The sequence below is a fragment of the Variovorax sp. CCNWLW235 genome, from assembly GCF_037204085.1.
Lineage (GTDB): Bacteria > Pseudomonadota > Gammaproteobacteria > Burkholderiales > Burkholderiaceae_C > Variovorax.
Genome location: NZ_JBBCBW010000017.1, coordinates 110,529 through 124,069, shown reverse-complemented (window position 1 = coordinate 124,069; position 13,541 = coordinate 110,529). Strand labels below are relative to the sequence as shown.

Below are 13,541 nucleotides of genomic sequence, written 5' to 3'. Positions count from 1 at the left end.
GCGAAATAAAGGAGGAGCCGAAGGCGGGGGACATTCGCGGAGGGGAGTACCCGGTGGCCTTTGCACGCGCCCTGAACAACAGCGTCACCAACAACAGCCCCAACACGGGCGCAGCAACACGGAGAACCACTGACATGTCGGCCCTTCCCGAACTATTGGCCCAGCTAGACGCCACCATGGCCGACGAGCGCCTGAGCGACGACGAGCGCCGCGTTCTCGTGCATACATTGCGCGAAGCTTCCCCGCCCGAGGACGGCCTACGCCAACTGCGCAATCGTGCGTTCGACCTGGTGCGCGCCCGCACCGCAGATCCGGAGCAGTTGTCCTTGCTCAAGTGGCTCGAAGGCGTGGTCCGCTCGATCGACACCGGCCGCTCGCCCGATGCCGTTGCAGTGCACTCGCAGGCCTTCTTCAGCCCCGGCACCGCTTGCCTGCAGGCGATCAACCAGCAACTGAAGGCCGCCAAGCGCTCGGTCGACCTGTGTGTGTTTACGCTTTCGGACGACCGCATTACCGCCGAGGTGCTGGCCGCACACCGGCGCGGCGTGGCGGTGCGCTTTATTACGGACAACGACAAGGAATTCGATCGCGGTAGCGACGTCGGTCAGTTGCGCGCGGCCGGCATTCCGATTGCGGTGGACCGCACCGAGGCGCACATGCATCACAAGTTCGCCATCTTCGACGGCGCACGGTTGCTGAACGGCAGCTACAACTGGACCCGTAGCGCCTGCGAGCACAACGAAGAGAACGTCATCTTGAGCAACGACCCCTCGCTCGTGCGCCGCTTTGCGGACGAATTCGACACCTTGTGGAAAGAACTGCAGGCCGCCTGATGCCAAGAAGAATCGACTACGACTGGGAGCTGCCGCCTGAAATCCAGCAGCGGCTGGGAGGCACCAGCTACGGTGCACAGCGCATCATTCACGAGCAGGGCCACCTGCTGGTAATCCTGCACGAGCCGCCCGCCGGACCCGGCGCGGAGCGCAAGCCGGCGGTGTTCTTGCGCAAGCCTGATGGCGCATGGTTCCACAAGGGCAACAACCCCGGCGAGCGGGCGTTTGCCAAGCTGCTCGAAAGCTATCGCACGGCGCTGGCTACTTTCGAGACCAGGCACGCGGCCGCTGAAACTTCCGAAGATCTGTTCCAGGTTCTTGGCCCGCTCATTCCGCTGACCCGCGCCGCCATGAACATGCAGGCCGCCTTGCAGGCGGCTCGCGATGCCGTCAAGGAAGACCTGATGCTGATCGACCTGCGCGATCTGGCGGTCGAGATCACGCGCGGCCTGGAGTTGCTGCTGGCCGATACCCGCATGTCGCTCGACTATCGGCTCGCGCACGCGGCCGAGGCGCAGGCACGCTCTACCCGTGAAGTCAGCCGCGCGCAGCACAAGCTCAACACCATTGCGGCGCTGACCTTTCCGCTGATGGCCGTCGGCGCTGCATTCGGCATGAACCTGCACAGCGGCATGGAGAACATGCCGGTGTGGATGTACTGGGCCATCTTCGCGGGTGGTCTCTTACTGGGCGTTGTGCTGCGCGGCTGGGTCAAGGCGCCTGAAGCGCCACTGCCCGCGGCCAAGCCTGCGCTGGCCAAGAAGAAGTAGGGAGTCAAGCACAGCACCGGCCTTCGCATTTTGCGAAGGCGTGCTGCCGTCAGAGCAATTCCGGCGGACGCGATCTGTTCCTAGAGTTGGGGCATTCCAACAGGAGACAGACGCAGATGAACGCACTCGAAGGCCTCAAGGTGCTGGAGCTCGGCCAGCTCATTGCCGGGCCATTCGCCGGCAAGACGCTGGCGGAGTTCGGCGCCGATGTGATCAAGGTCGAGCCCGCCGGCGTCGGCGATCCTCTGCGCAAGTGGCGGATGCTGCGCGAAGGCACTTCGGTGTGGTGGGAGGTGCAGTCGCGCAACAAGCGATCGGTGTGTCTCGACCTGCGCAGCGCGGAAGGCCAGGAGGCCGTGCGCGCACTGGCACTCGAGGCCGATGTGCTGATCGAGAATTTCAAGCCCGGCACGCTCGAAGGCTGGGGCCTGGGCTGGGAGCAGCTGCATTCGCTCAACCCAAAGCTCATCATGCTGCGCATCTCCGGCTACGGGCAAACCGGCCCCTACCGCGACAAGCCGGGCTTCGGCGTGCTCGGCGAATCGATGGGAGGGCTGCGCTACCTGAGCGGCGAGCCAGGCCGGGTGCCTGTGCGTGTGGGGGTATCGCTCGGCGACACGCTGGCTGCGTTGCATGGCGTGATCGGTGTGCTCACCGCGCTGCACCACCGCACGGCCCATGGCGGCGAAGGGCAATTCATCGACGTGGCGCTGTACGAGTCGGTCTTCAACGTGATGGAAAGCCTGCTCCCCGAATACGACGCGTTCGGCGCGGTGCGGGAGCGTGCCGGCAGCGCGTTGCCGGGCATCGCGCCGACCAATGCCTACAAGTGCAGCGACGGACATTACGTGCTGGTGGCGGGCAACGGCGACAGCATCTTCCGCCGGCTGATGCGGGCCATCGGCCGCGCCGACCTGGAGAACGACGCGCGGCTGGCGCACAACGACGGGCGCGTGGCGTGCGTGGAAGAAATCGATGCCGCCATCGAGGCCTGGACGCTCCAGCGCAGCCGCGACGAAGTGCTGGCGGTGCTCGATGCGGCCGGCGTGCCGGTCGGGCGCATCTACTCGGTGGCCGACATCGCAGCCGATCCGCAATACCAGTCGCGGCAGATGATCGTGGAGGCGAGCACCTCCGACGGTGGTACGCTCAAAGTGCCCGGGGTCGTGCCCAAGCTCAGCGCCACGCCCGGGCGCATTGCGCACCCCGCGCCGCGGCTCGGCGAACACACCGATCAGCTGCAGGGCGCGGGCTGGCCCGCACGCCGCACCGAAGAAAGCGAGGCCGTATGAAAGCAGGCAACGGCAAGCGGCTCTTCATCAACGAAGTAGCCACGCGAGACGGCTTCCAGATGGAGAGCCGATTCATTCCCCCAGACGACAAGATTGCATTGGTCGACCGTCTGGGCACGCTCGGCTACGCCAAGATCGAGGTGACCTCGTTCACTTCCGCCAAGGCCATACCGGCACTGCGCGACGGTGAAGAGGTGATGCAGCGCATCGCGCGCCGCCCCGGCGTGGTCTACACCGCGCTGGTGCCAAACCTGCGAGGCGCCGAGCGCGCGCTGGAAAGCCGCATCGACGAGTTCAACATCGTGATGTCGGTGAGCGAGACGCACAACCTCAGCAACCTGCGCATGACGCGTGAGCAGTCTTTCGCCCAGCTGGCCGAAGTCATCGCGCTGGCAAAGCAGGCCGGCGTACCGGTGAACGTCTCGCTCTCATGCGTGTTCGGCTGCCCGATGGAGGGCGAGGTGCCGCTGGCCACGGTGCTCGAATGGATCGACCGCTTCGCCGTGCTGCAGGTGCGGGGCATCACACTGTGCGACACCACGGGCATGGCTTTTCCCACGCAGGTGCAGGCCATCTGCGAGGCGGTGCTGGCAAGGCACCCTGCAATGCAATGGACGGCGCACTTTCACAACACGCGCGGCATGGGGCTTGCCAACACCGTGGCCGCCGTCGAGGCGGGCATAGAGCGCCTCGACATGTCGCTGGGGGGCATCGGCGGCTGCCCCTATGCACCCGGTGCCACCGGCAATGTGGCCACCGAAGACGTGGTGCACATGCTGCAATGCATGGGCTATGACACCGGCATGAATCTCGACGGCCTGATCGAAGCCGCGTCGGAACTCGAGAACCTGGTGCAGCACGCTCTGCCGAGCCAGGTCTCTCGCGCCGGCCACCGGCTCACACGACATGCGCCGCCGGCTGATTTCAACGACATCGCGGCGCGTGCGCATGCGCGCCGCGGCAAGGAGCTGCAGACATGATCGACCATCTGGACCACCTGGTGCTCACCACCACGGATGAGCAGGCCTGCACCCGCTTCTACGTCGACGTGATGGGTATGACGCTGGAGACTTTTGGGCCGGGCCGCAAGGCTTTTCGCTTCGGCAACCAGAAGATCAACCTGCACGTGAAGGGCCACGAGTTCGAGCCCAAGGCGCAGGCGCCGACGCCGGGGGCGCTGGACCTGTGCTTCATTGCGAGCGTGCCGCTCGACGATGTGATCGCGCGGCTGGAAGACAAAGGCGTGCCGATCATCGAAGGCCCGGTGATGCGAACCGGCGCCACATCGCGTATCCGCTCGGTCTATGTGCGCGACCCTGACCTGAACCTCATCGAAATTTCAGAGCTGGCGCCCTGAGGGCGTCGGCTTCGAAGACAACCTACAAAAACCACCCGAGACAAACCATGAAAACCACACTTCGCCTCCTGACAGCCAGCCTTGGCCTTGCACTGGCAGCCACCACGGCCAGCGCCGACACCTGGCCATCGAAACCGATCACCTTCATCGTGCCCACCGCGCCCGCGGGGTCCACCGACATCATGGCGCGAATGGTCGGCGAGCCGCTGCAGCGCGCGCTGGGCCAGCCCGTGGTCGTCGACAACAGGCCCGGCGCCAGCGGCAACATCGGCACCGAAGCCGTGGCGCGCGCCGCACCCGATGGCTACACGCTGCTGATGCAGTACTCGGGCTACCACGTCGGCAACCCCTCGCTCTATCCGCAGCTCAAGTGGAGCCCGTCCAAGGACTTCGTGCCGGTAGCCATGGTGATGCGCGCTCCGCACGTGGTCGCCGTCAGCGGCAAGCTGCCGGTCAACTCGATGAAGGAACTGGTCGAGCACGGCAAGAAGAAAGAGGGCGGCCTCTTCTATGCCTCGTCGGGCAACGGATCGATCCAGCACATTGCGGGCGAGCTGCTTTCGCGACAGGCCAAGCAGCCGATGACCCACGTGCCCTACAAGGGCTCCGGCCCGGCCATCAACGACCTGATTGCGGGCAACGTGGACATGTTCATCACCACGCCGCCTTCGGTTATCGGGCACATCGCGAGCGGGCGCATGAAGACGCTGGCCTATACCGGCAGCAAGCGGCACCCGTCGATGCCCAATGTGCCGACTTCGGCGGAGGCAGGCTTGCCGGGCTACGAAGTGGAATCGTGGTTCGCGGTGTTCGCACCGGCGAAGACGCCGCCCGAAGTGGTGGCGAAGCTCAGCGCCGAGATCAAGAAGATCGTCGAGAGCGAATCGTTCCGCAAGAAGGTGGACGAGCAGGGCGCCTTTGCCACCTACATGGATTCCGCCGCGCTGAGCAAGTTTGTCGACCAGGAACTGGTGGCCTGGTCGAAGGTGATCAAGGCGGCGGACATCAAGCCCGAGTGAACGGGCTTGGGCCGCAACGCATTACGGCACTATGGCTTGACGCCGAGCACCGAGAGAATGATGGCTGCCAGGGTCAGCGTGACCGGCAGCCGGTGCGACGCCAGGGCTTGCGCCCGCGCAACCGACAGCTTCGACGAGAGCAGAAGGTTCTTTTCGGAATGAAGAGGTGTAGTCATATCGGTACTCCTGAATGGTTGCGGGCGACTTGTCCGCATGCCTCAAAGATAGTCATCGCAAGGCACTGCGGCACAGGCCTTTGCGCGACACCGCGTTTCCGTTTTTGCAACGATCGGCGCGGAACCGGTTCAGGGTAGCTGCGAAGAATTAGCCGGCAATGAGCTTCTGCACCAGCTCCGCCGTGGTGGCCGCCGCGTACTTGCGCATCAGCCGCGCGCGGTGCAGCTCGACCGTACGGTGGCTGATGCCCAGCGCCTTGCCGATCTCCTTGGACGTGAGCCCGCGCATCACCTGGGCGGCCACTTCGCGCTCGCGCGGCGTGAGCTCGGCCTTCACGGCGCGGCGCGAACCCAGGTCTTCGAAGGTCCAGATGCCGGCCTCGTGCGGCGCGGCGCGGTTCATCGCATGCCCGGTGACATGGCACCAGAAGGTTTCGCCGGCCATGGCGCCGTGCAGGCCGCCCAGGCGCTTCATCATGCGGTTGTCGGCATAGCGGCCGCTGGCATTCAAGAACGGCTCCATGCGCTTGCCGATGCGCTCGAACTCCGCCACGCTGGGGTACAGAATGCTGAACGAATGCCCGACCAGCGCGGAGGGCGTTGCACCAAAAATCTCGCAAACCCGCTCGTTGCAGGCCACGATGGTGCGGTTGCGCGAAACCACCATGCCCACGGGGGCATGCTCGAAGGCCAGGCGGTAGTCGATCTCCTGCATCGGGGGTCACCATTACGAAATACTACGTATGCGACTACGTAGTATCGTTCAAGGCTCTTCAAAGCTTTCGCCAACTCTCCATCCATCCATCAAGGAGCCCGAGTGAACAAGATTTATCCCTCCGCAGACGCGGCACTCAAGGGGGTCGTGGCCGACGGGCAGATGCTCGCGGTCGGCGGCTTCGGCCTGTGCGGCATTCCCGAGGCGCTGATCGATGCGCTCAAGGACACCGGCGTGCAGAACCTCACCGTCATTTCGAACAACGCGGGCGTCGACGGCTTCGGCCTTGGCAAGCTGCTCGAAACGCGGCAGATCAAGAAAATGATCGCGTCGTATGTGGGCGAGAACAAGGAGTTCGAGCGCCAGTACCTCGCAGGCGAGCTCGCGCTGGAGTTCACGCCCCAGGGCACGCTGGCCGAAAAGCTGCGTGCGGGCGGCGCGGGCATTCCGGCCTTCTTCACCAAGACCGGCGTCGGCACGCAAGTGGCCGAGGGCAAGGAGCTGCGCGAGTTCGACGGCGAAACCTACGTGATGGAACGCTCGCTGGTGCCCGACGTGGCACTGGTCAAGGCCGACGTGGCCGACAAGTCGGGCAACCTGCGCTTTCGCCTCACGGCGCGCAACTTCAACCCCGCCGCTGCCATGGCCGGAAAGATCTGCATCGTCGAAGTCGAGAAGATCGTCGAAGTGGGCGAACTCGCACCGGACGACATCCACCTGCCGGGCATCTACGTGCACCGCATCGTGCTGAACGCCAACCCCGAGAAGCGCATCGAGAAGCGCACCGTGACGGCAGCCGCTCCGGCAGACGCTGCGGCCGCCAAGGTCGAGGCGCAGGCCGCCATTGCGCAAGCCGCCGCCGGCAGCGAAGTGCCTGCCCCCGTCAAGAACACCAAAGGAGCCTGAGATGCCCTGGACCCAAGACCAAATGGCCGCGCGCGCGGCGCAAGAACTCGAAGACGGCTTCTACGTGAACCTGGGCATCGGCATTCCCACCCTGGTGGCCAACTTTGTCGGTGACAAGGAAGTGTGGCTGCAAAGCGAGAACGGCATGCTCGGCATCGGTCCGTTCCCGACCAAAGACCAGGTGGATGCCGACCTGATCAACGCCGGCAAGCAGACCGTCACCACGCTGCCGGGCTCGGCCATTTTCGGCAGCCACGACAGCTTTGCGATGATTCGCGGCGGCAAGATCAACCTGTCGATCCTGGGCGCCATGCAGGTCAGCGTGAAGGGCGACCTCGCCAACTGGATGATTCCCGGCAAGATGGTGAAGGGCATGGGCGGCGCCATGGACCTGGTGGCCGGCGTGAAGCGCGTCATCGTACTGATGGAGCACGTCGCCAAGAAGAAGGACGGCACCGAAGACTTCAAGATCCTCGAGCAGTGCACGCTGCCGCTGACCGGCGTGGGCGTGGTCGACCGCATCATCACCGACCTGGCCGTGATGGACGTGGTGCCCGAAGGCCTCAAGGTGGTCGAACTCGCGCCGGGCGTGAGCTTCGATGCGCTGCAGGCGAAGACCGGGGCGCAGCTGATCCAGTAGTAGGCAGCAGCAGCGCGTCGCGCTGCGCTTCGGCGGCTTCGCGCAGAAAGTTCCACACCGTCTGCATCCGCACGAGGTGCTTGGTTTCCGCCGGCATCGACATCCAGAACGTGCGCGTGAAGTTCGCCTGGTCGCCGAGCACGGGGCGCAAAGCCGCGTCCCGCTCGGCCACGAACGCCGGCAGCACCGCGATGCCGGCCCCGGCGGCCACCGCCCGGTGCTGCGCCAGCACGCTGGTGCTGCGCAGCGCAAAGGCATCGGGCCGGTGCAGTTCGTCCAGGTACTGCAGCTCCTTGCTGAAGAGCAGGTCGTCCACGTAGCTGATGAAGGTGTGGCCGCGCAGGTCTTCGCGTGTCTTGATCGGCTTGTGCGCAGCCAGGTATTGCTTCGACGCGTAGAGCCGCAGCGTGTAGTCGGTGAGCTTGGTCACGACCACGGGTCCGCGTGCCGGCCGTTCGAGCGAAATCACGATGTCGGCCTCGCGCCGAGACAAGTGAACGAGTCGCGGCATCGCCAGCAGGTCGATGGTGAGCTTGGGGTGCTGCTGCGCGAAAAGCGCGAGCTGCGGTGCCAGCACCACGGTGCCGAAACCCTCGGTGGCGCCGATGCGGATCAGCCCCGACAGGCCTTCCTGCGAAGCGGGCGCAGTGCTTTCCACCGCCTGGAAGGCGCTCTCCATGGCTTCGACCTGCGGTTGCAGCTTGCGGCCCGCCTCGGTCAGCCTGTGGCCGCCCGCTTCGCGCGAGAAAAGCGGCGCACCCACTTCCTTTTCGAGCGCCTGGATGCGCCGCGCCACCGTGGTGTGGTCCACCTCCAGCCGGCGGGCGGCGCTCATCAGCGTGCCCGAGCGGGCCAGTTCCAGAAAGTAGCGAAGGTTGTCCCAGTCCATGTGCTCGCATTGCCTCGGTTGAGCTTTGCATTTTTGCAAAGCGATGGCGCATATTTGTCTATTGTCATGGCAAATCTGCAAAGCTACGATGCGGCTTGAACCTGCCACGCAGGCCCCGTATTCACAGGAGACAAAACCCATGGACGCCACCACCACCCCGAAGACCCAGGTCGCCACCGTCAAGCTGTTGATCGGCGGCAAGTTCGTCGAATCGAAGACCAGCGAATGGCGCGACATCGTCAACCCGGCCACGCAGGAAGTGCTGGCCCGCGTGCCCTTTGCGACGCAGGCCGAGCTCGATGCCGCGGTGGCCTCCGCCAAGGACGCCTTCAAGACCTGGCGCAAGACGCCCATCGGCGCGCGCGCCCGCATCTTCCTGAAGTACCAGCAACTCATTCGCGAGAACATGAGCGAGCTGGCCGCGATTCTCACGGCCGAGCAGGGCAAGACCCTGCCCGACGCAGAGGGCGACGTGTTCCGCGGCCTCGAAGTGGTCGAGCACGCATCGAACATCGGCAACCTGCAGCTCGGCGAACTGGCCAACAACGTGGCCAACGGCGTCGACACCTACACGCTGCTGCAGCCGCTGGGCGTGTGCGCCGGCATCACGCCGTTCAACTTCCCGGCCATGATCCCGCTGTGGATGTTCCCGATGGCCATCGTCACCGGCAACACCTTCGTGCTGAAGCCCTCCGAACAAGACCCGATGGTGACCATGCGCCTGTGCGAACTGGCGCTGGAAGCCGGCATTCCGCCCGGCGTGCTCAACGTGGTGCACGGCGGCGAGGCCGTGGTCAACGGCATCTGCGACCACAAGGACATCAAGGCGATCAGCTTCGTCGGCTCGACCAAGGTGGGCACGCACGTCTACAACCGCGCCACGCTGGCCGGCAAGCGCGTGCAATGCATGATGGGCGCGAAGAACCACGCCATCGTGATGCCCGACGCCAACAAGGAGCAAACGCTCAATGCACTGGCGGGTGCGAGCTTCGGCGCCGCGGGCCAGCGCTGCATGGCGGTATCGGTGGCGGTGCTGGTGGGCGAGGCGCGCAACTGGGTGCCCGAGCTCATTGCCAAGGCCAAGACGCTGAAGATCGGCGCCGGCACCGAGAAGGGCGTGGACGTGGGGCCGCTGGTGTCTTGCGCCGCGTATGACCGCGTCAATGGCCTCATCGAACGCGGTGTGGCCGACGGCGCCAAGCTGGAGCTGGATGGCCGCAAGCCCACCGTGCCCGGCTACGAGAAGGGCAACTTCGTCGGCCCGACGATCTTCTCGGGCGTGAAGCCGGGCATGACGATCTATGACCAGGAAGTGTTCGGACCGGTGCTGTGCGTGGCCGACGCCGAGAACATCGACGAAGCCATCGAGCTGATCAACAGCAACCCCAACGGCAACGGCACCGCCATCTTCACGCAGTCGGGTGCCGCGGCGCGCCGCTTCCAGGAAGACATCGACGTGGGCCAGGTCGGCATCAACGTGCCGATCCCGGTGCCGGTGCCGATGTTCTCTTTCACCGGTTCGCGCGCATCGAAGCTCGGTGATCTGGGCCCGTACGGCAAGCAGGTCATCATGTTCTACACGCAGACCAAGACCGTGACGGCACGCTGGTTCGACGACAGCACCGTGAGCCACGGCGTCAACACGACCATCAGCCTGAAATAAGAAGCCCGGCGGATGGACTTCGAACTTTCAGAAGAACAGCGCGCCTTTGCCGATTCGGCGCGCGATTTTGCGCAGGCCGAGTTCGCGCCGCATGCCGCGCAGTGGGACGCGGAGGCCATCTTTCCGAAGGAGGCCATCGCCAAGGCCGGCGAGCTGGGCTTCTGCGGGCTGTATGCGCCGGAGCGCATCGGCGGCCTAGGCCTGCCGCGGCTCGACTCGGCGCTGGTGTTCGAGGAAATGGCCGCGGTCGACCCCTCGACCACTGCCTTCATCACGATCCACAACATGGCGACGTGGATGCTCGGCACCTGGGCGACCGATGCGGTGGCCGAGCGCTGGGGCGAAGACCTGACGAGCGGCCGCAAGCTGGCTTCGTATTGCCTTACCGAGCCTGGCGCCGGTTCGGATGCCGGGTCTTTGAAGACCCGCGCCGAGCTGCAAGGAGCGGAGTACGTCATCAACGGCGGCAAGGCCTTCATCTCCGGCGCGGGGTCGACCGACGTGCTGGTGCTCATGGCGCGCACGGGCGGCGGCGGCGCGGGCGGCATCTCCGCTTTTGCGGTGCCGGCCGATGCGCCCGGCGTGAGCTACGGCAAGAAGGAGCACAAGATGGGCTGGAACAGCCAGCCCACGCGCACCATCAACTTCGACAACGTGCGCGTGCCGGCCGAGAACCTGCTGGGCAAGGAAGGCGAGGGCTTTCGCATTGCCATGAAGGGGCTAGACGGCGGGCGCATCAACATTGCGACCTGCTCGGTAGGCGCGGCGCAGGGTGCGCTGGATGCGGCGCGCCGCTACCTGCACGAGCGCCAGCAGTTCGGCAAGCCGATATCGAGCTTTCAGGCGCTGCAGTTCAAGCTGGCCGACATGGCGACCGAACTCGTCGCGGCGCGGCAGATGGTGCGGCTTGCCGCAAGCAAGCTCGATGCGGGCCACGCCGATGCCAGCACCTACTGCGCCATGGCCAAGCGCTTTGCGACCGATGCGGGCTTCAACGTGTGCAACGACGCGCTGCAGCTGCACGGCGGCTACGGCTACCTGAGCGAGTTTCCGCTCGAGCGGCTGGTGCGCGATACCCGCGTGCACCAGATCCTCGAAGGCACCAACGAGATCATGCGCGTGATCGTTGCGCGAAAATTGCTGGAAGGGGACAGCGATATCCGCTGACGCCCCGCATCCAGAACCTCCCAAGACAATGACCGACTCCGTAGTTCTCTTCGAAGAAATCAAGACCGCCGGCGGGCAGCGCTTCGGCGTTGCAACGCTCAACGCACCGGCTTCGCTCAACGCGCTTTCCGTGGACATGGTGCGCCTGCTCACGCCCAAGCTGCGCGAGTGGGCAAAGGACGACGGCATCGTCGGCGTGCTGATGCAGGCAGCCGGCGAGAAGGCCTTCTGCGCCGGCGGCGATCTGCGCCAGCTGTATCAAACGCTGCTCGAATGCGGCCCCGCGCGCAACACCTATGCCGAAGACTTCTTCCGCGAAGAGTACGAGCTCGACTACCTGATCCACACCTTTCCCAAGCCGTTTCTCTGCTGGGGCCATGGCATCGTGATGGGCGGCGGCGTGGGGCTGATGTCGGGCTGCTCGCACCGCGTGGTTACGGCGCAAAGCCGCATCGCCATGCCCGAGATCAGCATCGGCCTCTACCCCGATGTGGGCGGCAGCTGGTTCCTGCGGCGCACGCCGGGGCGCACGGGCTTGTTCCTGGCGCTTACCGCCGCCAACCTGAATGCGGCCGACGCCATCTTCTGCGGGCTGGCCGACGTGCTGGTGCCGCATGAGCACAAGGGCCAGGTGCTCGAGGCGATTGCCGCGACGCGCTGGCACGGCGAACAGAAGGCCGATCGTGCAGAGCTTTCGCGAATCCTTGCGCGGGCGGGGGAGGGCGCGCAAATGCCACCATCCAAGGTGCGCGAGCACTACGACACCATCAACGCCCTGATGGCCGGCGACGACCTGCTCGACATTGCGAACCGCCTGCGCAACCTGCCAAGCGACGATGCGTGGCTGCAGTCCGCTTCCAAGACCTTCATGAAGGGCGCGCCGAGTTCGGCCGCGCTGAGCTTCGAGCTGTGGCAGCGCGTGCACCGCATGTCGCTGGCCGAGGTGTTCCGGCTCGAGTACTGGGCTTCGCTGGGCTTCTGTGCCCACAAGGACTTTGCCGAGGGCATCCGCGCGGTGCTGATCGACAAGGACCGCAACCCGCGCTGGAACCCGGCCACCATCGAAGAGATCACGCCCGCGTTCATCGAAGACCACCTGCGCCCGCGCGGCGAAATGCCGGCGGAGCTGGTTACGCTGGTCTGACTCTCTTCCACAAATACAACGGAGACAAAAAAATGAAGATCGCATTCATCGGCCTCGGCAACATGGGCGGCCCCATGGCCATGAACCTGAAGAAGGCGGGCCACGAGCTCAAGGCTTTCGACTTGTCGGCCGAGGCTTGCAAGAAGTACGCAGCCGAAGGCCTGGGCATTGCCTCCTCGGCTGCCGATTCGGTTGCCGGTGCCGAGGTGGTGATCAGCATGCTGCCGGCCAGCGCGCACGTGGAGGGCCTGTTCCTCGGCGGCGCCGGCAAGCCCGGCCTGCTCGAGAGCATCGCGGCCGGCACGCTCGTCATCGACAGCAGCACCATCGCGGCCGCTACGTCGCGCAAGGTGGCCGAGGTAGCCGCTGCCAAGGGCATTGCCATGATCGATGCGCCGGTTTCCGGCGGCACCGGCGGCGCCATTGCCGGCACGCTCACCTTCATGGTCGGCGGGGAAGCAAAGGATCTGGAGCGCGCGCGCCCGGTGCTCGAGAAAATGGGCGCCAACATCTTCCACGCCGGCGCAGCAGGGGCGGGCCAGACCGCGAAGATCTGCAACAACATGCTGCTCGGCATCTTGATGATCGGCACCTCCGAGGCGCTGGCGCTGGGCGTTGCCAACGGGCTCGACCCGAAGGTGCTGTCCGAAATCATGCGCCGCAGTTCCGGCGGCAACTGGGCGCTTGAAAAATACAACCCCATGCCGGGCGTGATGGAAACAGCACCCGCATCGAAGAACTATGCGGGCGGCTTCGGCACCGACCTGATGCTCAAGGACCTGGGCCTGGCGCAAGAAAACGCCACCGCCGTGCGTGCCGCGACGCCGCTGGGCGGGCTGGCGCGCAGCCTGTATGCGGCGCACAGCCTCGCGGGCCACGGTGCGCTCGATTTTTCGAGCGTGCTGAAGCTGGTGCAGAAGGCTTAGTAGCCCGTCTTTTCAGACGGCGGGCACGGCCGTAGCAGCGCGGC

Annotated in this window: 15 protein-coding genes; 12 read left to right on the top strand and 3 right to left on the bottom strand. The window is 65.4% G+C overall.

Features of this window, described 5'->3' with window-relative positions:
• From V9L21_RS18780 to V9L21_RS18755, 6 genes are all read left to right on the top strand, one after another.
• Positions 1–833 (top strand): phospholipase D-like domain-containing protein (locus V9L21_RS18780; RefSeq protein WP_337314445.1); only part of this gene is annotated, 833 nt, incomplete at its 5' end.
• Positions 833–1,603: a hypothetical protein gene (locus V9L21_RS18775; RefSeq protein WP_337314444.1), complete on the top strand. Its 771-nt coding sequence runs from the start codon at positions 833–835 to the stop codon at positions 1,601–1,603. The genes V9L21_RS18780 and V9L21_RS18775, both read left to right, overlap by 1 nt.
• A 116-nt stretch (positions 1,604–1,719) precedes the next feature.
• The gene (locus V9L21_RS18770) at positions 1,720–2,895 is read left to right on the top strand and encodes a CaiB/BaiF CoA transferase family protein (RefSeq protein ID WP_337314442.1); all 1,176 of its coding nucleotides are present in this window, start codon (positions 1,720–1,722) and stop codon (positions 2,893–2,895) included.
• Positions 2,892–3,875 (top strand): hydroxymethylglutaryl-CoA lyase, encoded by a 984-nt coding sequence (locus tag V9L21_RS18765; RefSeq protein WP_337314440.1) that lies wholly within the window; start codon positions 2,892–2,894, stop codon positions 3,873–3,875. Before V9L21_RS18770 ends, V9L21_RS18765 begins: the two co-directional genes overlap by 4 nt.
• Positions 3,872–4,252 carry a VOC family protein gene (locus V9L21_RS18760; RefSeq protein ID WP_337314438.1) on the top strand — a complete coding sequence of 127 codons (381 nt, stop codon included), beginning with the start codon at positions 3,872–3,874 and terminating at the stop codon, positions 4,250–4,252. Before V9L21_RS18765 ends, V9L21_RS18760 begins: the two co-directional genes overlap by 4 nt.
• A gap of 47 nt (positions 4,253–4,299) precedes the next feature.
• The gene (locus tag V9L21_RS18755; RefSeq protein ID WP_337314436.1) at positions 4,300–5,271 is read left to right on the top strand and encodes a Bug family tripartite tricarboxylate transporter substrate binding protein; all 972 of its coding nucleotides are present in this window, start codon (positions 4,300–4,302) and stop codon (positions 5,269–5,271) included.
• Positions 5,272–5,300: 29 nt separating this feature from the next.
• On the opposite strand, the gene V9L21_RS18750 is transcribed toward V9L21_RS18755, so the two are convergent.
• The gene (locus V9L21_RS18750) at positions 5,301–5,447 is read right to left on the bottom strand and encodes a hypothetical protein (protein WP_165442094.1); all 147 of its coding nucleotides are present in this window, start codon (positions 5,445–5,447) and stop codon (positions 5,301–5,303) included.
• Positions 5,448–5,595: 148 nt separating this feature from the next.
• Positions 5,596–6,162 (bottom strand): LuxR C-terminal-related transcriptional regulator, encoded by a 567-nt coding sequence (locus V9L21_RS18745; protein WP_258507463.1) that lies wholly within the window; start codon positions 6,160–6,162, stop codon positions 5,596–5,598.
• Positions 6,163–6,264: 102 nt separating this feature from the next.
• Between V9L21_RS18745 and V9L21_RS18740 the strand changes: the two genes are divergently transcribed.
• The gene (locus tag V9L21_RS18740; protein ID WP_157614536.1) at positions 6,265–7,068 is read left to right on the top strand and encodes a CoA transferase subunit A; all 804 of its coding nucleotides are present in this window, start codon (positions 6,265–6,267) and stop codon (positions 7,066–7,068) included.
• A gap of 1 nt (position 7,069) precedes the next feature.
• Positions 7,070–7,708: a 3-oxoacid CoA-transferase subunit B gene (locus tag V9L21_RS18735; RefSeq protein WP_337314434.1), complete on the top strand. Its 639-nt coding sequence runs from the start codon at positions 7,070–7,072 to the stop codon at positions 7,706–7,708.
• Here V9L21_RS18735 and V9L21_RS18730 read toward each other — a convergent pair.
• The gene (locus V9L21_RS18730) at positions 7,632–8,597 is read right to left on the bottom strand and encodes a LysR family transcriptional regulator (RefSeq protein ID WP_337314432.1); all 966 of its coding nucleotides are present in this window, start codon (positions 8,595–8,597) and stop codon (positions 7,632–7,634) included. The genes V9L21_RS18735 and V9L21_RS18730 overlap by 77 nt on opposite strands.
• A gap of 139 nt (positions 8,598–8,736) precedes the next feature.
• On the opposite strand from V9L21_RS18730, the gene V9L21_RS18725 reads away from it, so the two are divergent.
• From V9L21_RS18725 to mmsB, 4 genes are read left to right on the top strand one after another with little or no spacing between them, the layout of a single operon-like run.
• Positions 8,737–10,260: a CoA-acylating methylmalonate-semialdehyde dehydrogenase gene (locus V9L21_RS18725; RefSeq protein WP_337314430.1), complete on the top strand. Its 1,524-nt coding sequence runs from the start codon at positions 8,737–8,739 to the stop codon at positions 10,258–10,260.
• A 12-nt stretch (positions 10,261–10,272) separates the two neighbouring features.
• On the top strand, positions 10,273–11,427 hold the full coding sequence (locus V9L21_RS18720) for an acyl-CoA dehydrogenase family protein (protein WP_337314428.1): 1,155 nt from the start codon (positions 10,273–10,275) through the stop codon (positions 11,425–11,427).
• A 28-nt stretch (positions 11,428–11,455) separates the two neighbouring features.
• Complete coding sequence (locus tag V9L21_RS18715; RefSeq protein WP_337314426.1) at positions 11,456–12,571, top strand: enoyl-CoA hydratase/isomerase family protein; 1,116 nt, start codon at positions 11,456–11,458, stop codon at positions 12,569–12,571.
• A gap of 32 nt (positions 12,572–12,603) precedes the next feature.
• The gene (mmsB, locus tag V9L21_RS18710) at positions 12,604–13,497 is read left to right on the top strand and encodes a 3-hydroxyisobutyrate dehydrogenase (RefSeq protein ID WP_337314424.1); all 894 of its coding nucleotides are present in this window, start codon (positions 12,604–12,606) and stop codon (positions 13,495–13,497) included.
• The last annotated feature ends 44 nt before the right edge of the window (positions 13,498–13,541 follow it).